Annotated in this window: 21 protein-coding genes, 1 tRNA gene and 1 pseudogene; 11 read left to right on the top strand and 12 right to left on the bottom strand. The window is 67.4% G+C overall.

Annotated features, from left to right (window positions below; genetic code table 11):
* From nuoL to EGH21_RS15865, 3 genes are read left to right on the top strand one after another with little or no spacing between them, the layout of a single operon-like run.
* Positions 1 to 2,094 (top strand): NADH-quinone oxidoreductase subunit L, encoded by a 2,094-nt coding sequence (gene nuoL / locus EGH21_RS15875; RefSeq protein ID WP_220619465.1) that lies wholly within the window; start codon positions 1 to 3, stop codon positions 2,092 to 2,094.
* Positions 2,095 to 3,624 carry a complex I subunit 4 family protein gene (locus EGH21_RS15870; RefSeq protein ID WP_220619464.1) on the top strand — a complete coding sequence of 510 codons (1,530 nt, stop codon included), beginning with the start codon at positions 2,095 to 2,097 and terminating at the stop codon, positions 3,622 to 3,624.
* On the top strand, positions 3,625 to 5,190 hold the full coding sequence (locus EGH21_RS15865; protein WP_220619463.1) for an NADH-quinone oxidoreductase subunit N: 1,566 nt from the start codon (positions 3,625 to 3,627) through the stop codon (positions 5,188 to 5,190).
* On the opposite strand, the gene EGH21_RS15860 is transcribed toward EGH21_RS15865, so the two are convergent.
* A complete protein-coding gene (locus EGH21_RS15860) occupies positions 5,182 to 6,132 on the bottom strand; it encodes an MBL fold metallo-hydrolase (protein WP_220619462.1) in 951 nt (316 codons plus the stop codon). The genes EGH21_RS15865 and EGH21_RS15860 overlap by 9 nt on opposite strands.
* An 89-nt stretch (positions 6,133 to 6,221) precedes the next feature.
* On the opposite strand from EGH21_RS15860, the gene EGH21_RS15855 reads away from it, so the two are divergent.
* Positions 6,222 to 6,491 (top strand): DUF7553 family protein, encoded by a 270-nt coding sequence (locus EGH21_RS15855; RefSeq protein WP_220619461.1) that lies wholly within the window; start codon positions 6,222 to 6,224, stop codon positions 6,489 to 6,491.
* Between the two features lie 49 nt (positions 6,492 to 6,540).
* Positions 6,541 to 6,615, top strand: a tRNA-Val gene (locus EGH21_RS15850).
* Positions 6,616 to 6,974: 359 nt separating this feature from the next.
* Here the strand turns inward: EGH21_RS15850 and EGH21_RS15845 are convergent.
* The 4 genes from EGH21_RS15845 to EGH21_RS15830 form a co-directional block, all read right to left on the bottom strand.
* Positions 6,975 to 7,325 carry a TRAM domain-containing protein gene (locus EGH21_RS15845; RefSeq protein ID WP_220619460.1) on the bottom strand — a complete coding sequence of 117 codons (351 nt, stop codon included), beginning with the start codon at positions 7,323 to 7,325 and terminating at the stop codon, positions 6,975 to 6,977.
* 52 nt (positions 7,326 to 7,377) lie between these two features.
* Positions 7,378 to 8,088, bottom strand: a complete 711-nt coding sequence (locus EGH21_RS15840; RefSeq protein ID WP_220619459.1) for a DUF1028 domain-containing protein — start codon at positions 8,086 to 8,088, stop codon at positions 7,378 to 7,380.
* Positions 8,089 to 8,143: 55 nt separating this feature from the next.
* Positions 8,144 to 8,521, bottom strand: a complete 378-nt coding sequence (locus EGH21_RS15835) for a hypothetical protein (protein ID WP_220619458.1) — start codon at positions 8,519 to 8,521, stop codon at positions 8,144 to 8,146.
* A gap of 92 nt (positions 8,522 to 8,613) precedes the next feature.
* Positions 8,614 to 9,660, bottom strand: a complete 1,047-nt coding sequence (locus tag EGH21_RS15830; RefSeq protein WP_220619457.1) for a phytoene/squalene synthase family protein — start codon at positions 9,658 to 9,660, stop codon at positions 8,614 to 8,616.
* Between the two features lie 163 nt (positions 9,661 to 9,823).
* Between EGH21_RS15830 and EGH21_RS15825 the strand changes: the two genes are divergently transcribed.
* The 3 genes from EGH21_RS15825 (at position 9,824) to EGH21_RS15815 (ending at position 13,870) form a co-directional block, all read left to right on the top strand.
* Positions 9,824 to 10,060 (top strand): DUF7996 family protein, encoded by a 237-nt coding sequence (locus EGH21_RS15825; protein ID WP_220619456.1) that lies wholly within the window; start codon positions 9,824 to 9,826, stop codon positions 10,058 to 10,060.
* A 91-nt stretch (positions 10,061 to 10,151) separates the two neighbouring features.
* Positions 10,152 to 12,461: a heavy metal translocating P-type ATPase gene (locus EGH21_RS15820; RefSeq protein WP_220619455.1), complete on the top strand. Its 2,310-nt coding sequence runs from the start codon at positions 10,152 to 10,154 to the stop codon at positions 12,459 to 12,461.
* A gap of 89 nt (positions 12,462 to 12,550) precedes the next feature.
* A complete protein-coding gene (locus EGH21_RS15815) occupies positions 12,551 to 13,870 on the top strand; it encodes a glycoside hydrolase family 68 protein (RefSeq protein WP_220619454.1) in 1,320 nt (439 codons plus the stop codon).
* A gap of 1 nt (position 13,871) precedes the next feature.
* Here EGH21_RS15815 and EGH21_RS15810 read toward each other — a convergent pair whose 3' ends face one another.
* Together EGH21_RS15810 and EGH21_RS15805 are read right to left on the bottom strand one after the other, a co-directional pair.
* A complete protein-coding gene (locus tag EGH21_RS15810; RefSeq protein WP_220619453.1) occupies positions 13,872 to 16,037 on the bottom strand; it encodes a GH32 C-terminal domain-containing protein in 2,166 nt (721 codons plus the stop codon).
* 434 nt (positions 16,038 to 16,471) lie between these two features.
* Positions 16,472 to 18,352, bottom strand: a complete 1,881-nt coding sequence (locus EGH21_RS15805; protein WP_220619452.1) for a hypothetical protein — start codon at positions 18,350 to 18,352, stop codon at positions 16,472 to 16,474.
* A 212-nt stretch (positions 18,353 to 18,564) separates the two neighbouring features.
* Between EGH21_RS15805 and EGH21_RS15800 the strand changes: the two genes are divergently transcribed.
* On the top strand, positions 18,565 to 18,741 hold the full coding sequence (locus tag EGH21_RS15800) for a hypothetical protein (RefSeq protein ID WP_220619451.1): 177 nt from the start codon (positions 18,565 to 18,567) through the stop codon (positions 18,739 to 18,741).
* Here the strand turns inward: EGH21_RS15800 and EGH21_RS15795 are convergent.
* Positions 18,738 to 19,802 carry an actin-like salactin gene (locus EGH21_RS15795; protein ID WP_220619450.1) on the bottom strand — a complete coding sequence of 355 codons (1,065 nt, stop codon included), beginning with the start codon at positions 19,800 to 19,802 and terminating at the stop codon, positions 18,738 to 18,740. The two genes, EGH21_RS15800 and EGH21_RS15795, sit on opposite strands and share 4 nt — an antisense overlap.
* 67 nt (positions 19,803 to 19,869) lie before the next feature.
* The gene (locus EGH21_RS15790; protein ID WP_220619449.1) at positions 19,870 to 20,367 is read right to left on the bottom strand and encodes a FlaD/FlaE family flagellar protein; all 498 of its coding nucleotides are present in this window, start codon (positions 20,365 to 20,367) and stop codon (positions 19,870 to 19,872) included.
* Positions 20,368 to 20,539: 172 nt separating this feature from the next.
* Here EGH21_RS15790 and EGH21_RS15785 point away from each other — a divergent pair, with 172 nt between their 5' ends.
* A complete protein-coding gene (locus EGH21_RS15785; protein ID WP_220619448.1) occupies positions 20,540 to 21,433 on the top strand; it encodes a ParA family protein in 894 nt (297 codons plus the stop codon).
* Positions 21,430 to 22,362, top strand: a complete 933-nt coding sequence (locus EGH21_RS15780; protein ID WP_220619447.1) for a chemotaxis protein CheW — start codon at positions 21,430 to 21,432, stop codon at positions 22,360 to 22,362. The genes EGH21_RS15785 and EGH21_RS15780 overlap by 4 nt, the downstream gene beginning before the upstream one ends.
* A 5-nt stretch (positions 22,363 to 22,367) precedes the next feature.
* Here EGH21_RS15780 and EGH21_RS15775 read toward each other — a convergent pair whose 3' ends face one another.
* From EGH21_RS15775 to EGH21_RS15765, 3 genes and pseudogenes are all read right to left on the bottom strand, one after another.
* On the bottom strand, positions 22,368 to 23,564 hold the full coding sequence (locus EGH21_RS15775) for an NAD(P)/FAD-dependent oxidoreductase (RefSeq protein WP_220619446.1): 1,197 nt from the start codon (positions 23,562 to 23,564) through the stop codon (positions 22,368 to 22,370).
* Between the two features lie 60 nt (positions 23,565 to 23,624).
* Entirely contained in the window at positions 23,625 to 24,599 is a 975-nt protein-coding gene (gene mvaD / locus EGH21_RS15770; protein ID WP_220619445.1) for a phosphomevalonate decarboxylase MvaD, read from the bottom strand.
* Between the two features lie 51 nt (positions 24,600 to 24,650).
* Positions 24,651 to 24,830: pseudogene (locus tag EGH21_RS15765) on the bottom strand (HVO_2922 family protein); the annotation flags it as partial.
* Between the last annotated feature and the right edge of the window lie 65 nt (positions 24,831 to 24,895).

Genomic DNA, 24,895 nt, shown 5'->3' with positions numbered 1-24,895 from the left:
ATGGCTGCATTCACATACGCTCCGGCGATCGTCCTGCTGCCGTTCGTATCGTTCCTCGTCGCACTGTTCGCGGGCGACCGCATGCCGAAAGGCGGCGCGCTCGCGGGCATCACCGCGACGGGCGGGTCGCTGCTGCTCTCTATCTGGGTCGCGCTCACCGTCGCCGGTGGGGGCTACCACAACGAGTTCATCTACACGTGGGTCGCCGGCGTCGAGTCGGTCACGCTCCGGTTCGGCCTGCTACTCGACCCGCTCTCCGCGCTGATGCTGCTCATCGTGACGCTCATCTCGTTCCTCGTCCACATCTTCTCGCTGGGCTACATGAACGACGAGGGCGAGACGGGGCTACCGCGCTACTACGCCGGCCTCGGTCTGTTCACGGCGAGCATGCTCGGGTTCGTCGTGGCAAACAACCTGCTGATGGCCTTCATGTTCTTCGAACTGGTGGGCCTGTGTTCGTACCTGCTCATCGGGTTCTGGTTCCGCGAGGACGGCCCGCCGAGCGCCGCGAAGAAGGCGTTCCTCGTCACCCGCTTCGGTGACTACTTCTTCCTCGTCGGCGTCGTCGGCATCTTCGCCACCTTCGGCACCGGCCTGTTCGCCCCCGTCACGCAGAACGGCGAAGTGGTCGCCCAGAGCTTCCCCGTGCTCGCAGAGCACGCCGTCGTCGACGGCGAGACGGGCCCCATCGCGATGCTCGACACCGTCGGCCTCGGCGCGCAGGCGTGGTTCACGGTGCTGGGCCTGCTCGTTCTCGGTGGCGTCATCGGCAAGTCCGCGCAGTTCCCGCTACACACGTGGCTCCCCGACGCGATGGAGGGTCCGACGCCCGTCTCCGCGCTCATCCACGCCGCGACGATGGTCGCCGCGGGTGTCTACCTCGTCGCCCGGATGTACGGTTTCTACGCCATCTCCCCGACGGCGCTGGCGGTCATCGCACTCGTCGGCGGCTTCACGGCCCTGTTCGCAGCGACGATGGGCCTCGTCAAACAGGAGATAAAGCAGGTCCTCGCGTACTCGACTATCTCCCAGTACGGGTACATGATGCTCGCGCTGGGATCCGGTGGCTACATCGCCGCCGTCTTCCACCTGACCACCCACGCCGTGTTCAAGGCGCTGCTGTTCCTCGGTGCCGGGTCGGTCATCATCGCCATGCACCACAACGAGAACATGTGGGACATGGGTGGTCTGAAAGACAAGATGCCGGTGACCTACTACACGTTCCTCTCCGGGTCGCTGGCACTGGCCGGCATCCTCCCGTTCGCCGGTTTCTGGTCGAAAGACGAAGTGCTGTACGAGGCGCTCATCCACGGCCTCGGCAGCGAGGGCGGCCTCGCGACGGCCTACGTCCTCGCGTACGCGATGGGGCTGCTGGCCGTCTTCTTCACTGGCTTCTACACCTTCCGGATGGTGTTCCTCACCTTCCACGGTGACGCTCGCTCCGACACCGCACGCGACCCCCACGGCGTTCGCTGGAACGTCAAGGGGCCGCTGGCGGTGCTGGGCGTGCTGGCCGCGACGGTCGGGTTCATCAACATGAAACCCGTCGCGGAACTCACCGGTGCACACATCGACTTCCTGCACGCGTGGCTCGCCGGGCCCGACGAGGGTGGCTGGCCGGCCGCACTCGTGACCAGTTCCCACCACTACGAGGAACTGCTCCACAACGTGGCGGGTGTCGCTGCCGGTGAGCCACTCGGTGCTACCGGGACGCTACTGGCCTCGGCGGCCGTCTCGCTGGGGCTGGCGCTGGCCGGTGCCGGCGCCGCGACGATGCTGTACCGCGGCCCGGACCCGGTCGAACACACGGACAAGTTGGGCGGTCTGAAGACGCTACTCATGCACAACTACTACCAAGACGAGTATCAGGTGTGGCTGGCGACGGGGCTGACCCACCCGCTGGCCCGTGCGATGGACAAGTTCGACCAGGGCGTCGTCGACGGCGTCGTCAACGGCATCTCCAGCGTGAGCCTGTTCGGCGGGAGTCGCATCCGCCGCATCCAGTCGGGCGTCGTCAACAACTACGCGGCGCTGCTGACGCTGGGGCTCGTACTCTTGCTGGCCGCCTTCGGCCTCGCAGGGGGGTGGTTCTGAATGTGGGTCGCTGCACTGCTCGCAGTGACACTGCTCGGGAGCGCCGCCGTCATGCTCTCGCCGGACCGCTACGCCGGCAAACTCGCCGCCGCCATCAGCGCCGTCCCGGCGCTGGCCTCGGTGTACATGTACTACGTCTTCCTCACCCAGAACGGCGGGGCGGGCAACGCCCTCCTCTCGCCCGGTGAGGTTGCCTTCGGCCAGCAGATTCCGTGGATAGACCTCGCGGGCTACCAGATCTCCTACTACGTCGGGCTGGACGGCGTCAGCATGCCGTTGCTCGCGCTGACGACCATCCTGACCACGCTGGCCATCGTCTCGGCGTGGACGCCCATCGACGAGCGCCAGTCCCAGTTCTACGGGCTGATGCTGTTCATGGAGACGAGCCTCGTCGGCGTCTTCGCGGCGCTCGACTTCTTCCTCTGGTTCGTCTTCTGGGAGGGCGTGCTCATCCCGATGTACTTCCTCATCGGCGTCTGGGGCGGTCCCCGGCGGAAGTACGCCGCTATCAAGTTCTTCATCTACACGAACGTGGCCTCGCTCATCATGTTCGCGGGCCTGTTCGCGCTGGTGTTCAACACCGACCTCACGTCGCTGGCCCTGCCCGCGATGGCAGAGGCGTTCCGTAACGCCAGCGGCCTGCCGACCATCGCCGGGTTCAGTCTGGCCACCATCTCGTTCGTCCTGATGTTCTTCGGGTTCGCGGTGAAGGTGCCAGTCTTCCCGCTGCACACGTGGCTCCCCGACGCTCACGTCGAGGCGCCGACGCCGGTGTCGGTGATGCTGGCCGGCGTCCTCCTGAAGATGGGGACCTACGCGCTACTGCGCTTCAACTTCACGATGCTCGCGGAGACGGCACAGGCACTCGCGATTCCGCTGGCCATCGTCGGCGTCGTCAGCGTCATCTACGGGGCGATGCTGGCGCTGGCACAGCGTGACCTCAAGCGCATCGTCGCGTACTCCTCCATCTCGTCGATGGGGTACGTCATCCTCGGACTGGTCGCGTTCACGCCCCACGGCATGGGCGGGGCGACGTTCCAGATGGTCGCACACGGCCTCATCTCGGGGCTGATGTTCATGACCGTCGGCGTCATCTACAACACGACCCACACGCGCATGGTCGGGGACATGTCCGGCCTCGCGGACCGGATGCCGTGGACGGTGGGCATCTTCGTGGCCGCCGCGTTCGGCTACATGGGCCTGCCGCTGATGGCCGGGTTCGCCGGGGAGTTCCTCATCTTCCAGGGCGCGTTCGACGCGGCCACGCTCGGGAGCGCCGCGCCGGTGCTGACCTCGGCCGCGATGTTCGGTATCGTCGTCGTCGCTGGCTACCTGCTGTGGGCGATGCAACGCACCCTGTTCGGTGGCTTCAGTCTGGAGACCGACTACGAGGTCGGTCCGGCCGCGTTCCACGACGTCGCGCCGCTGGCCGTCCTCCTCCTGCTGGTCATCGTCCTCGGTGTCGCCCCCGACCTCTCGTACGACATGATTCAACACGCGATTACGCCGCTCACTGGAGGTGGTGCATAGATGGTCCATCAGCTACCGAGTTGGGCAGGCCTCGCACCGGCACTCGCGCTCGCCGCGACCGCGCTGGTCCTGCTACTGGTCGACAGCGTCGACCCCGATACGACGAACACGAGTCTCCTCGGCGGCGTCTCGGTCGTCGGGTCGCTGGCGTCGCTGGCGTTCGCCGTGTGGTTCATCTTCGGCGGCACCGGCATCCCGACCAGCGAGGGCGGCGTCGGGACGCCCGTGCTGTTCAACGGGCAACTGGTCGTCGACCAGATGGCCCTGTTCTTCATGATAATCGTCGCGAGCGTCACGGCGCTCGTGACGCTGGCCAGCACGGACTACGTCGAGAACCACGCCTATCAGGCGGAGTTCTACGCCCTCGTCCTGCTGGCCGCGACGGGGATGTCCGTACTGAGTGCCGCGAACAGTCTGGCGACGGCGTTCGTCGCGCTGGAACTCGTCTCGCTGCCCTCCTACGCGCTCGTCGCGTTCCTCAAGAAGAACCGCGGTAGCGTCGAGGCCGGCCTGAAGTACTTCCTCATCGGCGCGGTGTCCTCCGCGGTGTTCGCCTACGGCATCTCGCTGGTGTACGCCGCGACGGGCGTCCTCCGGTTCGACGGCGTCGCGACGGCCATCGAGAGCGGCACCGTCCAGACCGTCGTCGACGGCACCGTGCAGGCCCAGGCCGGGTCGCCCGCCGTCCCGATGTCCGTGCTGGGCGTCGGCATCATGATGGTCATCGGCGGCGTCGCGTTCAAGATAGCCGCCGTCCCGTTCCAGTTCTGGGCGCCGGAGGCCTACGAGGGCGCGCCCGCGCCTATCTCGGCGTTCCTCTCGTCGGCCTCGAAGGCCGCCGGGTTCGTGCTCGCGTTCCGCACCTTCGCCGTCGCGTTCCCCATCGAGTCGCTCGTCTCCAGCGGCGAGGCGCTGAACTGGTTCGTCGTCTTCCAGGTGCTGGCCATCGCGACGATGTTCGTCGGGAACTTCGCGGCCGCCACCCAGGAGAAGGTCAAGCGGATGATGGCCTACTCCAGCGTCGGCCACGCCGGTTACATCCTCATCGGCCTGGCCGCGCTGTCGGCCACCGGTGACGGCATGGCCCTCAGCATGAGCGCCGGGATGGCCCACCTGCTCGTCTACGGGTTCATGAACACCGGCGCGTTCCTGTTCATCGCGCTCGCCGAGTACTGGGGCGTCGGCCGCCGCTTCGAGGACTACAACGGCCTCGGCCGGCAGGCACCGCTGGCCTGTGCCGCGATGACCGTCTTCCTGTTCAGCCTCGCCGGCCTGCCCATCGGCGGCGGGTTCTTCTCGAAGTTCTACCTGTTCTCGGCGACGCTGGACGTCGGCGCGTGGTCGCTCGCGGCCGCGCTCGTCATCAACAGCGCCCTGTCACTGTTCTACTACTCCCGCGTCGTCAAGGCGATGTGGATAGAGGAACCGACCGGCGACCGGTCCATCGAGTCGTACCCGACCGGCCTCTACACCGCAATCGTCTCGGCCGCCGTCGTGACGGTGCTGCTGATCCCCGGCTTCGACTACGTCTCCAGTCTCGCGTTCCGGGCCGTCGAACTACTGTAACTCGTAGACGAAGACGCCACCGCTCTCCCGTTTTTCGACCCGACCCTGCGTTTCTAGCACGTCCAGATGGCCGATAGCCTCGCTCATCCCCGAGAAGTACTCCGTCGCCGGCAGGTCCCCGAACAGCACCGTCATCACGTCCGCGGGCGTCGTCGCGCCCTCGCTCACGATATCGACGACCTCCTCGCTTCGCTGGTCGTGTTCGGCGAGGATGGCGTCGATGCGCTCTCGGGGCGACTCGACCGGTTCGCGGTGGCCGGTCAGGAACCGGTCGTGGCCCTGTTCGCGGAGCCACCGTAACGAGTCGTTGAACGCGGGCAACACCCGTGGCCGCTGGCCGCCACGGTCCTCTGGAGGCTGGAGGAACGGATTCGGTGTGATGTCGCCCAGTACGTTGTCGCCGACGATGGCCTCGCGGCGGCCGTCGTAGTCGTACGAGAAGATGAGTTCGCCGGCGGCGTGCCCGGCGACGCTGTCGACAGTTATCCGTTCGTCGTTCACCGTGAGCGTGTCACCGGCCGTCAACTCTCTGTCCGTAGCGACGCTCTGAGCGTAGGCCAGAAACGCTTCGGGGAGCTGTGTGACCGCTTCTGCGGTCTCTCTGGAGATACCACAGCGTTCGAACAGGTCCGAGAAGTACGACTGCTCGTACTTCAGGCGGGCGGCGAAGTCCTGCATGATGGCCGCGGCGTCGGGACTGGCGTGGACCCGTGCCCCCTCGGCGCGCAACCGACTCGCCAGTCCGAAGTGGTCCGGGTGCGGGTGGGTGACGACGACCTGTGAGACGTCGCCGGGAGTGAGTTCCCGCGCCTCCAGCGTCTCCAACAGCCGCGACCACGCCTCCTCGCTGTCCGGTCCCGGGTCAACGACGGTGCGGCCGGCGACGTAGGCGTTGACCGCCCCGACCTGAAACGGCGTCGGGATAGATACACGTGTGAACATACCACGACGATGTGTGGCGGGATGGAAAACAGTTCGTACACGCCCGGTCGGGCACAAAGGATTTATTCGTCGTTCGCCAAGGGACAGATATGAACAAACACTTCGAAGATGCTCGGTACTACCTCAAGCGCGCCGGCGAAACCGCGAGCAAGGGCGTCAAAGAGGAACTCGAACCCGTCGAGCAGCGGTTCCGAGAGTTGACCGGTAAGGAGAGCGAACCGGAGCCGGGCCGCCTCGACAAGGTCAAGACCGACCTGAAAGACCTCCAGCAGAACGCCGAGGGTGAGGCAGAGCAGGCCATCGCCGACGCACGGTCGAAAATCGAATCCTACCGCCAGAAAGACGAGACGGAAGCGTAGACGGAACGCAATTCTTAATGTATCCGGTCGAATAGCCACCGATGTAGTCGGGTTGGTGATCTAGTCCGGTTATGATACCTCCTTCACACGGAGGAAGTCGGCGGTTCGAATCCGCCCCAACCCACTGAACTTCTCGCGCCGCTCCACTCCGAGCGTCGCGTGTATGAAGCGTGTGGCGGATTCGAACCCCGGAACGAGCGAGCGTTACGAGCGAAGTTCAGTCGGTGAGAAGCCGCCCCGACCCATTTTACCTTCGCGAGTCGACGAGTGGAGCGACCACAGGTTAGTCGCGTACGTCGGAGGAGGTGGGAGGGCAGTTCGTTTCGGTGAGTCGCCGGACCCGTAGCGGCGACGGGCGTCGACCCTGCCGGCCGAACACGGGCTCCGCCGGCGACGCTGGACGTCCTCGACGTCGCTGGCGGCGGGTGTATCCCGACGAGACCGTCGTCCGGTACCGACCAGACGAACGCCGTCTCGGTCGTGTTAGGCTCGTTCGACGAACTGCGCGTCGGCGGAGGTGTGGCCACGGTTGAACGACAGCACCTGCGCGCGGACGACGTCGCCCTCCGAGAGCGACGCGGGGACGTCCTCGGTGAAGAGGACGAACCCCTCCACCTTCCCGACGGCGACGCGGTCGCCGGAGTGGTGGTCCGTGAACTCCGTGATACCGAACTCGTACGTCTCGCCGATATCGACCGGTGGGTCGCGTTCCTGTGCGTCCTCGTGGGCACGTCTGGACTGTGCCGCGTCTGACGACCCGTCGCGTCGGAGCACTACCAGACCCAGCAGGAGAGTGAGCATGCCGCCGCCGGCCGCGAACCAGATGAGTTCCATGTCCGGTGTCTCAGGCCCCGCGTTCTAATAGGTTGTAGAGTCGACGCCCGGATTACTCGCCGTCGTCGTCGAGGCTGTCGGCCTCGTACTCGTCTTCGTACTTCGCGACGGCGGCCGCGAAACTCTCGCCGGCGCGTTCGTACGTCTCGCGCAGGTCGGCTATCGGCGTCCGCGTGGCGTCGACCCGGAGGTCTTCGTCGTACGGTTCCATCTCCCGGTCCTCGGTTGTCGTCACTCGCAGCGCGGCCGACTGGATTTCGAGGTCGGTGCGCTTGTCCCCGCCCTCCTCGTGGCCCGCCTCCAGCGCGTCTATGAGACGCTCCGGGAGCGGCGTGTCGGGGTCGGCCGCCTCGAACGCGTCCGCCGTCGCCTCGATGACTGCCTCGCCGGTGAGGAGGTTCCCCGCGACGGTCAGTCCCTCGCGTTCGAGGTGGCCGAACCACTCGCCACACTCCTCGCCGGAGAAGGCGAACGTCCCGTCGCCGTCGACGCCGTGGAGTTGCCGCGATGGTTTCCCCTCGTCGGCGGCCAACAGCGCCGAGAGTGCGTCGTCGACGGCGAGGCCGTCGGCGAGGTACTCGACGCCCTTCCGCCCGAGGTCGACGTTGACGAGCGACTGCGTCGCCACTGCCCCGTGCTCGTTGGCGAACGGACACAGCGTCCCGACGCCGGCCAGTCGCGTTGTGACAGCGACGCCGTACCGCGTCTGCTCGGCCCCGCTCTCGTCCTCGTAGGACTCGCGAACGCAGATGCTGAAAGTCACGCGTCCGCATCGGCGCCGGCGAACTAAAAACGGCCGGGCGGGCGGCGGACCGCACTCAGAGCCCGAGTTTGTCCCGGAGGCCGCCGGTCGACGAGGAGTCGCTGCCGGGCGGTTCCCACTCGGCCGGCAGTTCGTCGGCCAGTTCGGCTACCTCCTCGTCGCCGAACCGTGGGTCCGAGACGGCCGACTCCAACCACTCGGCCCACTCCTCGTCCGAGAGCAGGCCCCGCGAGTCCGTCTCCCACTGGTCGACGAGCGCTTCCCGGTCGCGGAACGGGATGTCCATGCCGCTGTCGCCCCAGTACAGCGGCGACAGTTCGAAGGCGTGCGTGTCGCTATCGAGCCAGACGAGCCGATAGGGGTAGTCGTTGTACAGGAAGACGTCCTCGGGCGACACCTCGTCGCCGTTCGGGAGTTCGAGCGTCTCGCTCATGGCCACGGCTACGGGCGGGCGACGTTTCAGGGTTGTGCGGACCACGCTCGGTCCGCGGAGAGGAATGTCGTGGCGGCCGGTCGGTCGCCGCGTCAGTACTCGTTGAGGGGGCGCTGGCGTATCTTACGGCGCAGGTCGCCGATGGACGGGTCGCCGTCGCCGACGAACTGCTGGCACACCGCGTGGACCTCCTCGCGAGTTATCTTCACGTTGCCCTGCTCGATGACGTCGGCCGGGCGAGCGCGGAGTTCGCGGATGGTCCCGACGGCCAGCAGGAAGGGGATGGCCCACGCCGACAGCGAGTTGCCCCGCGTCTCGGGCATGGCGTCGAGCCACGTCTGGGCCCCGTCGAGGTAGCTCTCGGCCCGGGCGGTCACCTGCTCGATGACCGGGACCAGCGAGTCGACGTTGCTCGGGTCGCCCACGTCGCCGTGGTCGAGCCCCTCCTCGCGGAGCAGTTCCAGCGGGAGGTAGACGTTGTTCTCCTCCTCCATGTCCGTCGCGGCGTCCTTCGCGACGTTGACCAGCTGGAGCAAGAGCGCGAACGAGCGGGCGTTCTCCTCCATCCGCTGGACCTGCTCCTCGGTGGCCTCGTGGGAGACCAGCCCGGTCACGAGGGTGCCGACGGTGCCGGCGGCGTACCAGCAGTACTCCTCGAGTTCTTCGAGGGTCTTGATGCGCAGGCCGCCCTCGTCGGCGTAGCGGTCGACGAACATCGCCATCCCGTCGACGAGTTCGCGGACCGGGCCGCGAATCGCGTCCAGCGAGTGGCTGTCGAGCGAGCGGAAGACGCCGACCGCGCGACCGGCGTTGTCGACGACCTCCCAGTCGTCGGTCATGGTGGCGGGGAGCCACTCCGACGCCGCGTCGTCGAACGCGCGTATCGAGGCGTCCGCCGAGGGGTCCAGCGTCCGACTGTACAGTCGGAGGAGGTCCGCCTGTACCGCCGGGGGGATGTGGCCCGCGTCCTCGATGGTGTCGGCGACGCGGCAGAGGAGATACCCGACACAGATGTCGCGTGCCATCGGCTCGTCGAGTTCCGCAATTGTCAAACTAAACGTCCGCGAGACCCGGTGGACGGCGTCGTAGCACCACTCAATATCTTCTTCTGACGACCGGCCAGTGTGGTTCTGAGACATTCCCGTCACCCGGCGTAGGGCGTACTGTAATAAAAATGGGTTGGCTGTGGAGCGAGGGTCGGACCCCGCTCTCGGCCGCCGACTGTCGGGCAAACGCCACGCCTAAACAGCGCCAGCGCGTACTCGCGGCCATGACCGTCCCCGGAGCGGTGGTGAGGGGCCGATGAACCGCGACGACACGATAGTCCTCGGCGTCACCATCGCCGCCGTGGTAATCGTCCCCGGCCTCGCGAACGGGTTCTTGAGCCAGATGGGATACCCGTGGGTCGGGAGCGCCGTCTGGGCGCTGGGGTACGGCCTCGGCGTCGTGTACATCTGGTACGAGTGGATTCGACCGCTCGATATCGGCGCGCCCGACGGCGTCGGCCTCCCGGAGGACGAGGACTCCGCGGAAGAGTAATAACTCACACCGTCGGGATTATTAAAATACACCAACGGAACCGGGTTTCGTAGCAGCTGGATTAATAAGACACCACCGACTACCGTCGCACATGAGCAGTGAGGACGCACGAACGCTCCGCCTCCGGGTCCCGGAGATGGACTGTTCGTCCTGTGCGGCGACGGTCGACTCGGCGGTGGCCGACCACCCCGGCGTCGAGTCCGTCGACACGCGGCCGGGGAGCGGTATCGCAGTGGTCACGTACGACCCCGACGCGGTCGACCGGGAGACGCTCGTCTCGGCCGTCGAACGGGCGGGGTACCCGGTCCAGAGCGCGAGCGACGGCGACGAGGCGGACGTACCGAGGAGCGACGAGCGCGCGTCCGTCTGGCAGTCGGCCCGCGCGAAGAAGACGGCCGTCGGCGGTGTGTTACTCGCCGTCGGCCTCCTCGCCGAGTTCGGACTGGCCCCGATACCGGTCGCCACCCTCGGTCCGGTCGGACCGGTCGGTCTGGTGGAGTTCGTCCTCGCGGACCTCCTCTTTCTGGGGGCCGTCGCCGCGGCCGGACAGGAGATTCTGCGCGGCGGCGTCGTCGCCGCACGGCAACGCAACCTCGGTATCGACTTCCTGATGTCGGCGGCCATCGTCGGCGCCATCACGGCCTCGCTGGTCGGCGACGAGACGCTGTACGTCGAGGCGGCGACGCTCGCAGTGCTGTTCAGCATCGCCGAGTTGCTGGAGGGGTACGCGATGGACCGGGCCCGCAACTCCCTGCGGGAACTCGTGGACCTCGCGCCCGACGAGGCGACGGTCCTGCGGGACGGCGAGGAAGTGACCGTCCCCGTCGACGACGTCACCGTCGGCGACCGGGTGGTCGTCCGGCCGGGCGAGAAGATTCCCGCAGACGGCGACGTACTGGAGGGCGAGTCGGCCGTCGACGAGTCCCCCGTCACAGGCGAATCCGTCCCCGTCGACAAAGCCCCCGGCGACGCCGTCTACGCCGGCACGATGAACGAGGGCGGCTACCTCGAACTGCAGGTGACCGCACCGCCCGGCGAGGACACCCTCTCGCAGGTCATCCGTCTCGTCGAGGACGCCGAGGCGAAGAAGACCGAGCGCGAGCAGTTCGTCGAGCGGTTCTCGAACTACTACACGCCGCTGATGGTCACGCTGGCAATCGCCGTCACCGTCGGCCCACCCCTCCTGCTCGGCGCGCCGTGGCTGGAGTGGTTCGTCACCGGCATCACCCTGCTGGTGTTGGCCTGCCCCTGCGCGTTCGTCATCTCGACGCCGGTGACGGTGGTCGCCGGCATCACCAGCGCCGCCCGGCACGGCGTCCTCGTGAAGGGCGGGACCCACCTCGAAGCGATGGGCGGCGTCGACGCCATCGCGCTGGACAAGACGGGGACGCTCACGAAGGGCGAACTCTCCGTCACGGACGTCGTCCCCGTCGGCGACCGGACCGAGACGGACGTCCTGCGCTGTGCGCGGGGCCTCGAAGCCCGGTCCGAGCACCCCATCGGCGAGGCCATCGTCGCTCGCGCCGACGAGGCGGCCGTCGAAGTCACCGAGCCGTCGAGTTTCGAGAGTCTGACCGGCGAGGGCGTGCAGGCGACGCTCGACGGCACGCGCCACTACGCCGGCAAACCCGGTCTGTTCGACGACCTCGGCTTCGAACTCGACCACGCCCACGTCGTCGAGCCGTCGGGTAATCTCGCGACCGAGGTCCGAGACATGTGTGACCGACAGGGCTGTCTCAACCTCGTCGAGGACACCATCCCGCGACTGCAGGACGAGGGCAAGACCGTCGTGCTGGTGGGGACGGAGGACTCGCTGGAGGGTATCGTCGCCGTCGCCGACGAACTGCGCCCCGGCGCCGCCGAAACCGTCGCGCGCCTCCGTGACCTCGGTATCGAACCGGTGATGCTCACCGGCGACAACGAGCGCACGGCCCGCGCCATCGCCGAACGGGTCGGCATCACCGACTTCCGGGCCGAACTCATGCCCGACGAGAAGGTGGCCGCCGTCGAGGAACTGTTAGAAGAGTACGACGACGTGGCGATGGTCGGTGACGGCGTCAACGACGCGCCCGCGCTGGCGACGGCGACGGTTGGCATCGCGATGGGGGCGGCCGGGAGCGACGCGGCCATCGAGACGGCCGACATCGCGCTGCTGGGCGACGACATCGGCAGGCTACCCTACCTCGCCGTCCTCTCGAAGAAAGCGACGGGCGTCATCAAGCAGAACGTCTGGTCCAGTCTGGGCCTGAAACTCCTGCTGGCGGTCGGTGCGGTCACCGGCTACGTCGGCGTCGCGCTGGCGGTGTTGCTCGGCGACGCCGGGATGACCGTCGGGGTCACCGGCAACGCGATGCGCCTCTCGCGCGTCGAGGCCGAGGAGTTCGGCGACGCCAGCGAGTAAGTCCGCGTGAGAACGCGCAGAAAAACACGTACAACAGCAGTTGTAGTCATCCAGAAACCCTTATCCCGGTCGTGGACACACACCGAAGCATGGCTAACGACTCGCTCGGCGACGGGGCTCCCGGTTTCAGAGCCCGCGCCGGCTGGACACGCGAACACGCGGCACGCATCGAACGGACCGACGACACCGTCGCGCCCGTCATCTACCCGCCCGAGGACGACCAGATTCCGCACCTCCACATCTGGGACACGTGGTTCCTGCGCAACCGGGACGGCACGCTCGCCGAGGTGGACGGCTACCGCGTCTGTTTCTCGCTGACCGCGCCCTCGGACCTCCTGCCGGGCAAGCGCCACGACGTCGCGAACATCCGCTGTTTCTACTCGGACGACGGGCGCGACTGGCACGACGGGGGCCCGGTCTTCGAGGACGCACTGGGTCAGCGCCAGTGGGCCGGGTCGGCGCTGTACGACGACGACGGCTCGGTCTACCTGTTCTACACCGCCGCCGGCGAGGACGGCGCGGACGACCTGACCTACGGCCAGCGAATCGTCGGGGCCGGCGGTGGCACCATCGACACGGCCGAGGGGTTCTCCCTGCGCGGCCCGTGGACCCACCACGAACTCCTCCACCCAGACGGCGAGCGCTACGAGCGCGAGGACCAGTCCCGCGCGATGATATACACGTTCCGCGACCCGTGGTTCTTCGAGGACCCCGAGACGGGCGAGACGTGGCTCCTCTTCGAGGCCAACTCACCCGTTCCCGAGGGGAGCGACGTGTGTGACGGCGACGCCGCCCAGCAGGGGTTCAACGGCAGCGTCGGCATCGCACGCTCGCCGACTGGCGACCCACTGGAGTGGGAACTGGAAGACCCGCTACTGGACGCCGTCGGCGTCAACCAGGAACTCGAACGGCCCCACATCGTCTACACGGACGACCTGTACTACCTCTTCATCTCCAGCCACCTCCACACGTTCGCGCCGGGGCTGGAGGGGTACGACGCACTGTACGGCTTCGTCGCGGAGGAACTGCGCGGCGACTACGTCCCGCTGAACGAGTCGGGCCTCGTCGCGACGAATCCCGAGAACGCGCCGTTCCAGTCGTACTCGTGGATGGCGTTCCCCCACGACGACGAGGTGCTCGTCCAGAGCTTCTTCAACTACTACGACTTCGCGGGGGAGACGCTGGACGAAATCGCCCACCTCCCCGAGTCGGAGCAGATGCGACGTTTCGGCGGGACGCTCGGCCCGACGCTCAGACTGACCGTCGAAGGGACGAAGACACGTATCGTCGGCAAACTCGGTCACTGGCACGTCCCGATGGCCGGTGAGAAACTGCCGCCGACCGAGCGGGAACTGATTCGCCGTGCCCAGACGGACGACGACGACCGCGGCGGCTACGCCTCCGACTGAATCAGCGCCGTATCGACGGTTTCTCGCGGGGACTCGGGTCGCGTTCCGCGTCCCACGCACTCTCCATCTCCCAGACGTCGAGCGACGCCACCGTCGCACGGCCCCCCTCGGCGGCCAGCGAGACGCCGGTCGCGTCCTCGTTCGTCGGGTAGACCCGACTGGTCAGGCAGTGGCGCTCGTTGGCGAACACTTCGACGACGCTCCCGTCGACGAACACCCGTAGCGACAGGGGCGAGTCGTACGGCGTGACACGCATCTGCTGGGTGGCGGTGGTCGCTTGCTGGTCGTGGCTCGACGTCGAGCGGTCGACGAATATCTCGCTGTTACGGGTGTATCGAACCGGCGTCCGCTCGGCCCGGTCGGGCGTCTCCAGCACGGAGAGTTCGACGGCTTCGGCGTCCTCGAGTCGGACCGTCGCACGCAGTTCGAACGTGCGACTCTCGACGTCCAGACGCCGGCGGTCCCCACTCGACAGGCGGAGTTCGTCGTGGTGGGTGTTGGCCCCGCGGAGGTCGGTCAGTTCGGGCGCGGGCCGCTGACAGAGGCCGCCGTCGTCGGCCAGCGTCAGTTCGCGCGGGAGCGACATGGTGCCGGACCAGCCAGCGTCCCACTGGGCGCTCACGTCCCGTGCCTCCGGAACCCAGCCCCACGTGAGGATGCGGCCGTCGTCGGTCCACATCGACTGGGGCGCGTAGAAGTCGCCGTGGTCGAGTTTGTCCCGGCGTTCGGGCGTGAACTCGCCGTCCTCGTAGGTGCCGAGGAAGTACACCACGTCCTCGTAGTTCGAGACGTGCAGGAGGTACCTGTCGCCGAAGTCCAGCAGTTCTGGACACTCCCAGACGGTGCCGGCGGTGTCGCGGTCGCCGCTGAGGATGGGCCCACGGTACTCCCAGTCCCGGAGGTTCTCGGAGACGTACAGCAGGGCCGCGCCGCCGCCGCCCTCCATGCCGGCGCCGATGAGTTGGTGCCAGACGCCGTCCTCGCGCCAGACGCAGTGGTCGCGGAACTCGCCCTCCCAGTGTTCGGTCCGGAGGACTTCGGGTTCGGCGGGCGTCTCCTCGATGACCGGATTGTCGGGGTCTTTGACCCACGACGAGAGGTCCTCGTCGGCCGCCGTCGCGATACACGGCAACTGCTTCTTGTCCCGGCCGCCGGTGTAGAGGATTGTCGCGGTGCCGTCGTCGTCCACCGCACACCCGGACCAACAGCCGTCCCGGTCCGGGCCGTCCGGCGACGGCGAGAGCGCCACGGGCTTGTCCTCCCAGTGTATCAGGTCGTCGCTGACCGCGTGGCCCCAGTGGATGGTGTTGTGGAAGGGACCGGTCGGGTTGTACTGGTAGAACAGGTGGTACTGCCCGTTCCAGTGGATGAGGCCGTTCGGGTCGTTGAGCCAGTTTGCCGGCGGGGTGACGTGGTACGTCGGGCGGAGCGAGTCGTCGGCCAGTTCGCCGCGCATCTCCGTCAGCGTCGCCACGTCTTTCGGGCGGCCGGTCAACCCGACCGCGTCGCCGTCCACGAGGTGCTCCAGCGCGTTCGACACGAGCGTCTCGCGGTTGCGGTGACAGATGTCGTGGGTCGGTTGGCGGAAGGAGACGGCCGAACCGATGCCGAGGACGCGTCCCTCGTCGGGTTCCCAGACGACTGTCGCCATCCCTTTCACGACGTCGGTGTCGCCCCGCGCCGTGCTGGCGAGGACGTCGCCCTCCATCGGCGCGACGTGTTCGTATCGGGCGTAGGGCACCGTCACCCCGGGACCGCGCGTGTGGACGCGGAGCGTGTCGAACCCCTCGGCGACCGGGTGGTCGGCGTACAGCGCCTTCCAGAGCGGTCCCGTGGGTTCCGGAATCTCCTCCCACCCGACCGCGTCGGGGCCGACCGGGTCGAACCCGAGCGGTTCGACGGCGGCCATCGCACCGAGCGTCAGCAGGAGCGCCCCGCCCGACCGGACGTAGGTGGCGAGTGCCTCTCCTTCGGGGCCCGCGACCGCCTCCCCGTCGAAGGGATCGTCCCGGTGCCACCAGAGGACGTCGTAGTCGGTCGGGTCGACAGTTGCGAGGGAACACCGCTCGACGTCGTCGAACGTCTCCTCGCACCACTCGTACGCTGCTGCCTGTTCGTCGGAACAGGCGTCGACGAACAGACAGCCGACACGTCGCGACTCTACCATTGGGGGAACTCACCCTTTCAAATATAAAAGGATTCGGCAATCGTTCGTGTCTGTTCCTGTGCGAACGTGACCGGACGGGCGGCGGAACCTCTTCCGACCGGCCGAGGCGGCGAAAACCGTGCTGTCGGGTCAGTCGATGCGCGCGTTCCGGGCCTCAGGTTTCCAGTCGATGAGCGTGTCGTGGCAGTTCGGGCAGACGAACTCTGTCAGTTTCGTCGTCTCGTCGTTGTACGTCATCCGTGTGCCGCATCGCGAACAGTACATTATAGTTGATGATAGACTATCGGCAGTATTAAGCGTTGGTTCTTTCGGGCCGCTCTCGGGTGATTTTCCCGGTAGTGCGTGGCCGAGTCGGCCTCCGATAGAGCCAGACCGGGAGTGCTCCGGGTCGCGCGGCCGGTATTCGGCGCTTGCGAGAACCGCCGAGACGTCGGTTACTCCTCGAGAACGCGCCGCGTCGACTCCGGGAGCGCGACGTCCTGTGCGTCGACGATAGCCGAGAGCGAGCCGCCGTCGAGGACTCGCACGTCCCGTTCGGCCGCGAGCGAGGAGAGTCCGTCTTCGAGCGGTACCGCCGCCGCGAGCAACGCCGCGTCGACGTCGTCGTCGGACGCGAGGTCGGCACAGCGCTCGACGGCCGCCGCACCCACCGCCTCGTCCCCCGAGTCCGCGACGACGACGCCCATCACGTCGTCGTCCCGCCGGACGAGCAGGTCGAACGGCGACTGGTCGGCCTCGGCGGTCGACCACACCGTCTCGTCGAGGGCGTCTGCCACCACCGCCGTCAGTTCGTGCTGGTCGAGTCGACGGAGGCGCGCCGCCGTCGACTCCGGGGCACCCTGTCCGGTGAGGGACGGCCCGGGCCGTGTCCCCGTCGACTCGATGGCCGCCTCGATGGCCGTCGGGCCGTCGTCCTCCGGAACCGGGTCGCCGATGGTCGCCGTCACCGAGTAGTCCGGGTCCGCGTCGCCCTCGATGTGGTCGCCCACCTCGTCGCCGGCCAGTATCGCTTCGGTCCGTTCTATACGCTGTGTGACCGCCTCGCGTTCTGCTTCGAGGTGGTCGACCGCGTCCGGGTAGCAGTCCCGGGCCGTCGCGAGCGCCGTCTCGAAGGCCTCGGCGGCGGCCTCGAACTCCGCGAGTGCCGCCTCGTACTGTTCGGCGTCGCTGTACCAGTCCCCCGCCCGCATCGCGTCGACGGCGACCGCTCGCTGGGCCCCGGTCAGTTGCTCCGCGACGGTCCCGAGTCGGTCGCGCACCTTCTCGGGGTCGCCCGCGAAACGCCGGTCGCCGCTCCCCCAGTCCAGTTCCAGCACGCGCCGGTAGTGAGCCATCGCCTCCGTCCAGCGGTCGGCCGCGACGGCCGGGTCGTCCGCGTCGACGGCCGCGTTGTCGGCCCTGACGGCACGACGGAGCGGCGACTGTTCGAGGTGGCCGACGATGCGGTCGAGGCGCTCCCGTTCCTCGCGTATCCCCTCGACGTCGTCGAGGCGGGTCTGGTCGAGCGACAGGACGGCCTCGTACTCGCTCCGGGCGCGCTCGTAGGCCTCGTAGGCGGCCTCGTAGTCGTCCTCGCGCCAGTGGGCCTCGCCCTCGTCCGTGGCCTGTCTGGCGCGGCCGACCCGAATCTCGGCGACGGTGTTCACACAGCGCGATTCGACCGGGTCCAGTCGCTTGCGGAGGGCGTCGCCGGGTCGGTCCGTCGAGAACCGCAACGCCGTCGCCCGCGCGGTTTCGAGGTGGTCCTCGGCGCGCCGAGCGGTCGAGAGCGCCTCGTCGTACTCGCCGTCGTCCCTGTGGTCCGTGGCGGTCACGAGCGTCTGTGTGACTCTGTTGCACTCGTTCTCGACGCGTATCCAGGCCTGCGAGGCGGCGGCGAGGTAGTCGGCGACCTCGGCCAGTCCGTCGGCCCCGGTGTGGACGTGCCACGTCGACCCGCCCTCGCGGCGGAAGGTGAGCCGACCGCGCCGGATGCTCGTCGTGTGTTCGACCTGTTCGATTTCGACCAGTGGCACGGCGAACTGCGTGTCGCCGTCCGCGTCACCCACCAGGACGACGACGCGGCGGTCGGTGAGGACGGCGACTGTCCGATACCCACTGCCCGGCGTGACGTGGTCGGTCGACGACGGAGACTCGATACTGACGCCGTTCTTGCGGTTCGTGAGGACGAACTGTGGTGTCTCGGCGTCGTCGAGGACCGCCGCGGCCGGCCGGTCGCAGAGATAGCCCGTGGACAGGAACCCACCCTGTCCGATCCGAGTGAGTACGTCGGGTGTGGTACCCCCTCGATTATCTACTTTGATAACCTGACCCATCAATACGGCGTACAGCGTCGGTGACTATGATATTCACTTATCTAATCCGATAATACTCGGTGGAATTTTCCGGTATCTACCTTACTTTCTCGCGTCGATAGCGTGATTATGGCTCCGTCCTTCAATTACCTTTGTGTGCGGCTTTCCGACTGTCGAGACGGCAGACGGGCGTCTGACTGAGGTTTACAAATCATGGTTCCATAGCCAGCGCCATGCCACGGGTACGGTTGGATACGACGGACCACAGTGGGGGACAGAACCGTGTCGAGGGGCGACTGGACGTCCGAATCGACACCGACGTGTTCGCCATCCTCTCGGGTGAGCGGCCACGGCGTGACCGGGCGATGCGGCCGGTCGTCGAGCGGTGGCTCGACTGCTGGAGCGGTTAGCTGTTCTCGACGAGGCGCGCGGCGATGCGCTGTGCGCCGACGGTCGGTGCGACGTCCGGTTGGTCGGCCGCCGTCGCCTCGATTTCCCGGTTCAGTTCCTCGCTGAGTCGTCGCTCGAACTCCTCGACGATGCCGGGGATGCAGGCCATCCCGCCCGTGAGGACGACGGGGCGGTCAAGCGCCAACTTGTACACCTTCATGTAGTCGTTGGCCAGTTCCGGCAGGAAGGTGTTGGCGAGTTCGTCGACGGCGTCGTCCAGATACTCGTCGACGGCGTCCATCACCGAGCGCTCGATGGTGAACTCGTGGGTGCCGCCGCCGGGTTGCTGGATGATGTCCGTAAAGGGTTCGAACGCCTCGAAGTCGGCGTGTTCCTCCTTGTACTCGCGGGCGGTCTGGGTGTCGATGTTGACCCGACCTTGGGTCTCCTCCTCGACGTAGTTCGCTATCATCCGGTCGACCTCGTTGCCGGTGACCGCGCCCGTCGTGAACGGCGCGAGCTGCTCGCCGCGGCGGTAGGCAGATGCTTCGAGGTTCGTCGACCCCATGTTGACCGAGATGAATATCTCGTCGATGGCCTCGAGGTCGTCGCCGAAGGCGGGAATCGACCCGCACAGCGACTCGGGGTAGCTCTCGACCATGTCGAGGCCGATGGAGGAGTCCTCGATGACCGCCCGGAGGTTCTCCAGTCCGGTGGGATTGTCGATGGTCGGGATGGCGTAGACGACACCGCTGTCGGCCGGGAGGTCGTTCTCCTCGATGAGCGCCTCGAAGAACGTCTTCGTCATCTCCGCGCGGTCGCTGTCCTCCGGCAGGCCCGACCGGAGCATGTACTGTACGCGGTCGGGGTACTCGCGGGCGGCCTCCTCGCCGTAGAGGACCTTCTCCTCGCCGGTCAGCGCGTCCTCGTAGGTGGCCATGCAGGTCAGCGTCTTGATGATGCGGTTCTCGGTCCCGTGTTCGTCGGGGAGGGCGATGACCGTCCGGGTGCTACCGAGTTTCACACCGATAGGGACCGAACGGCCACTTCCACCACTGGCCTCCGCGTCGTCGTCACTCATGTACGGTGGCGTGTTGTCGCCGCCCCGGTATATAACCTCACGTCAAGAATCAGCGCTGATACCGACCTCAGGTCATCGCGGTGAGTTTCGCGATGTACACCAGACTCAGCATGTGGTCGTCGACGCTGAGGTCGTTGCCGTCGTTGGTCGAGGACTCGTCGATGCCCAGCAGGTAGTCCGAGAGGTCCGACTGGACGGCCTCGGTTATCCAGTCGATGGACTCGTAGTAGTCCAGCGCTTCGTCGGCGCCCTGATACCCGGAGTGCATCAACAGGAACTCCAGCCACTCGAAGACGACGAACTCGGCGGCGTACGTCTCTGGCAGCGAGGTCAGGTACGGTTTCTCCTGTCCGTCGCCGGCGAGGAACGGGAGCAGTTCGCGGTACAGCCCCGACCGGAAGGAACTGCCAGCCAGTACCTCCTCGTCGGCGTCTTCGAGCCCTACTCCCAGATTCGACGGGTCCGGCATCTCCTCGTCGTCACCCACCCCGCCGCTCCGGTCACCGCGCTTGCGAGCCATCTTGCGCAACTCGTCGAGGTCGTAGTCGCGCGGATTGATAGTCATATCTTCTCCATTTTATCTACGCTAAGTTAAATCTTGCACCCCGTCTGACTGCCGTCAGACGCTCGCTCACGCCGCCTGCCCGCCGATTCGTCTGCCGGCCCCGAGTTACGCCGTTGATAATCGGGGGCGTATTTTTATAGTGACCCACGACCGAGGTGGAGCCACTTCGACGATGAGCCGGCACGCAACGACCGACCCCGCTCGCATCTGCGTGACGAACGCGAAGGGCGGGACCGGCAAGACGACGGTAGCCATCAACGTAGCCGGTGCGTTGAACGACCGTGGCCGGGACGTCCTCTTCGTGGACCTCGACCCGCAGGGCAACGCGACGGAAGGGTTGGGCCTCACCGAAGTGTACGACGCCCAGCCACCGACGCTGTTCGACGCCCTGACGAGCGACCCCACGCTACTGGGTGACCTCGTGGTCGAACACGACGAGATGGACGTGGTTCCCTCCAGCATCGACATGCTCCAGGCGGAACACGAACTGACCATCGCGGACCTCGTCGCCCGGGTCCGCACGCAGGGGTACGACGTCGACCCGGCGGCGCTCTCGCAGTTCGCCATCAACGTCACGCCGGAGACGGTGACCGGCGACCACGCGCTGGACACGCTGGACCGCGCGCTGGAGACGGTGACGGGCTACGACTACGTCGTCGTCGACTCGCCGCCGTTCTACGGGAAACTGACCGACACCGGCGTGTACGCCGCCGGGAACATCCTCATCCCGGCGCTGGCCGAAGCCACCTCCGAGCGAGCCATCGAACTCCTGATGGACCAGATGGCCGCCATGGAGCGCCAGACCGGGACCACTATCGGGACGCTGGGCGTAGTGGCGAACCGCATCGAGACGACGTCCGAGGACGAGATGATGCTGGAGTGGTTCGACGCCGCGTTCCCGGACAGTCCCGTGTGGGAGGTCCGCAAGCGCGTGGCCCTCCAGCGGGCCTACACCGAGGGGAAGTCCATCTTCGCGACCGAGGAGCGCTGTGACATGGCCGACGTCTTCAGCGACATCGCCGCGACGCTCGACGAACAGTTCGGCTACACTGAGGTAACAGCATGAGTGACGACGACCGCATGGACCGAGCAGAGCGTATCAGGGAGATGCGCACGGGGAACAGGAACGACGACGAAGCCGACGACGGCGAATCGACCGCGTCGACGGACGAGCGGACCACCGAGACGGACGCCGAGGCGCCCGGCACCGACACGTCCGACTCCGAGCGGACGACCGACGACCCACCCGTCGAGACGACCACCGAGGGCGACGCCGAGACGGAGGCGGCCGGCGAGGACTCCGGGACCGAGGCGGACCCGACAGAGGTGGCCCAACGGGCGGCGGCCGCCGCCGCACAGATTACAGGCGAGGGGACCGACGCCGACGCCGGCACCGCGACCCAACCCGGCGACGTCTCGGCGACAGCGTCCCCGATGCAGGGCCCGACCGGCGTCGAACTCCCCGACCAGCAACTCCTCGAGGAGGCGATGGCGACGGGCCAGACCGGTCGGACGGAGGGCGCACGCGGCGCCGCGATGGACGAAGCGGCGACCCAGACCGAGGAACTCGTCCGCGTACTGGAGTTCGCCCTCGGCGAGGAGTACTACTGTCTCGACATCGAGTACGTCGAGGAAATCGTCAAGCGCGACGCCGTGACGCGGGTCCCGAACACGCCCGACTACGTCGAGGGGGTCGTCGACCTGCGCGGGCAGATTACCACCATCCTCGAACCGAAGCAGATGATGGACATCCCCGAGGACGGCAGTCAGGACCTCATCGTCGTCTTCGACCCCGAGGTGTTCGAGGAACAGGGCGCCGTCGGATGGGTCGTCGACAGCGTCCGGCAGGTCGTCCCCGTCGCCGAGTCGGAGGTCAACGACCCGCCGGTCGACGCCGAGTACGTCCGCGGCGTCGTCGACCGGGAGGACCACGACCAGTTCGTCATCTGGGTCGAACCCGACGACGCACTCGAAGCGGCGACCAGCGAGGACTGAGCGGCCTACTTCTCCGAGACGTCGACCACGTCCGGCACGTCCGCGTCGACGTCGGCCTCGTCGACAGCCACGTTCAGTTCCTCCCGGACGAGGTCCGTCGCGTTCTGGATGGCGCCCACGCTACCGAGGTAGCCCGCGCCGACCGTCGTCTTCAGCGCGAGCGCCGCCCGTCCGGTCACCACCGTGGGACCGACCTTCGCGACGGCGTCGTTCCCCACGGAGACGAGCCACCCCGGCACGTCGAAGTTGTACTGCGTCAGGCGCGGTTCGAACCCGCCGTCGCCGTCGAGGCGGTGGTCGACGAGTGCGGCGACGTTGTCGGCGGCGACGCGGGCCTCGCGGATGGCAGCCGAGGCGCTCGCCGGCACCGCTTCGCCGTCGCTGTCGACGACGCGGGCGGTGTCCCCGACGGCGAACGTCGACTCGCCCAGTCTGAGGTCGGCCCGGACGACAGGGCGTTCGTCGTGTAACGCCTCGGGCCCCCGAATCCCGCCGGTCCAGACGAACTGGTCGTAGGCGAGGGGGTCGCCGGATTCGAGCGCGATGGCGTCGGCGTCGGCCCCCGAAACGCCGGTGCCGGTGCGGACGGTGACGCCGGCGTCGACCAGTGACTCGTGGACTGCTCGCTGGAAGGACTCGGGGAACGTCGGCGCGACGTGGGCCTCCTGTTCTAGCAGGACGACCTCCACGTCGACGGCCTCCTCGTCGGCCAACGCCGCGAGTTCGCCGGCGACCTGCACGCCGGAGAGGCCCGCGCCACCCACGACGACCCTGTCACCGTCGCCGAGCGCGAGGAAGTCCTCGCGAATCTGCCGGGCGTGGTCGAGACGCTTGAGTGGCGTCCCGTGCTCGCGGACGCCCGGGAGGTCGTAGTAGGCCGTCTCGGCCCCCAGACAGACCGCACCGACGTCGTAGTCCAGCGTCTCCCCTCCGTCGGCCGTCCGGAGCGTCGCGCGCCCCGCGTCGGCGTCGACGTCCGTGACTTCGGCCCGCCGAACCTCGCAGTCGAGCACCTCGGTCAGCGAGACGGTGATGTCGTCGGCGAGCGAGGGCCGTCGGACGACTCGATGGAGTTCGTGCTGGACGAGGTGGTCGCGTTGCTCGTCGACGACGACGAGGTCCACGGCCTCGGGGAGTGTCCGTTCGAGCGAGCGAGCGAGTGTCAGGCCGGCGTATCCGGCACCCAGAACGGCGACGCGCATGGCAACTGGTTGGGTCCGGAGCGGGATAGTCCTGTCCCAGCCCGTCGGTCAGAAGTAGCTTCAGAACAGCGCGGCGTCCTCGTCGAGGACGCGGGCGGGGCCGCCGACGTCCCAGACACGGGTGTCGACGCCGCAGTCGGCGACCGTCTCCTCGACGCGGTCGACGTACTGCTCGGTCGTGTTGACGTAGACGCTCGCGCCGGTGTCCACCGAGAAGTAGACCGGCACGTCGTGTTCCGAGCGCAGTTCCCGCACGGCGTTGAAAATCTCGATGGTGCGCGGTTGCCAGTACACCCACCCCGCGGGACCGGTCATCGTCGTCGCCGCCAGCGACAACGAGTCGTGTTCGGCGAGTTCGAACGCCCGGTCGAAGTCCGCGTCGTAGAGAGCGTCTCGCATATCCGAAATCTGGCCGTGCATGTGGGCCATCCGGGCCTCGAACATGTGGCTGTCGGCGGCCTCGGCGTGGGCGGCCTCCGTCTCCTTGTAGGACGGGACCATCCCCGCGACGACGCGCAGGTCGTCTTCGAGGTCGGTCTCGATGCGCTCGCTCCGGCAGTCTTTATCGTTCATCCCCGTCCGGAGGTGCGAGAACGCACCGGTGACCGCGCGGGCCGCAGACGAGGAGCCACGGCGGGCGACCGTCGAAATCTCGGGTCGGGTCATGTCCAGTCCGGCGGCCTCGACGAGCGCCATCGCGGCGGCGGCGAAACCCGACGAGGAAGAGCCGAAGCCGATGTTGGTCGGGAAGTTGTTCGTCGACTCGAAGCGGACGCCGTGGTCGATGCCCGCCAGTTCGCGGACGTGGTCGACGACGGCGTCGATGCGCTCGGCCCCGCGGCCCTCGACTGTCTCGCCGTCGATGACGTAGGTGTCGTCCTCACGGGCCGGGTCGAACTCGGCGGTGGTCTTCGAGTGACTCGGCGCCGTACAGACCGAGATGCTGTCGTGGTACGGGAGGCGGAGCTCCTCGTCGCGCATCCCGTGATACTTGACCAGACCCTGAATCGGGTGGGCTTTCGCGGTCGCTTTCATACCTCACCCTTCCGGGCCGGTCACTTTGCTATTGCGAACCCGTGCCGGTCGTCACTGCTCTTCGACGTCGGCGTCCGGGGCGTTAGACTTCACGCTCTCGATACCCTGTTTGGCCTTCGCCTTGCTGGCGTAGCCCTCGCCGCTGTCGGCGATGATGTTGCCGTTCGAGTGGCGAAGCCGCCACCGCCACTGGTCTGCACTGTCGGTGTAGAGTTCGAACGTCGCTGCCATCGGTCCGTACCACGGTACCATCCGACAAGTAGCTGGTGGGCAGACCGGTGGTAACCGGTCGAGCG

This window comes from Haloarcula rubra, assembly GCF_019599465.1.
GTDB lineage: Archaea > Halobacteriota > Halobacteria > Halobacteriales > Haloarculaceae > Haloarcula > Haloarcula rubra.
This window is presented reverse-complemented; position numbering and strand designations above follow the sequence as displayed.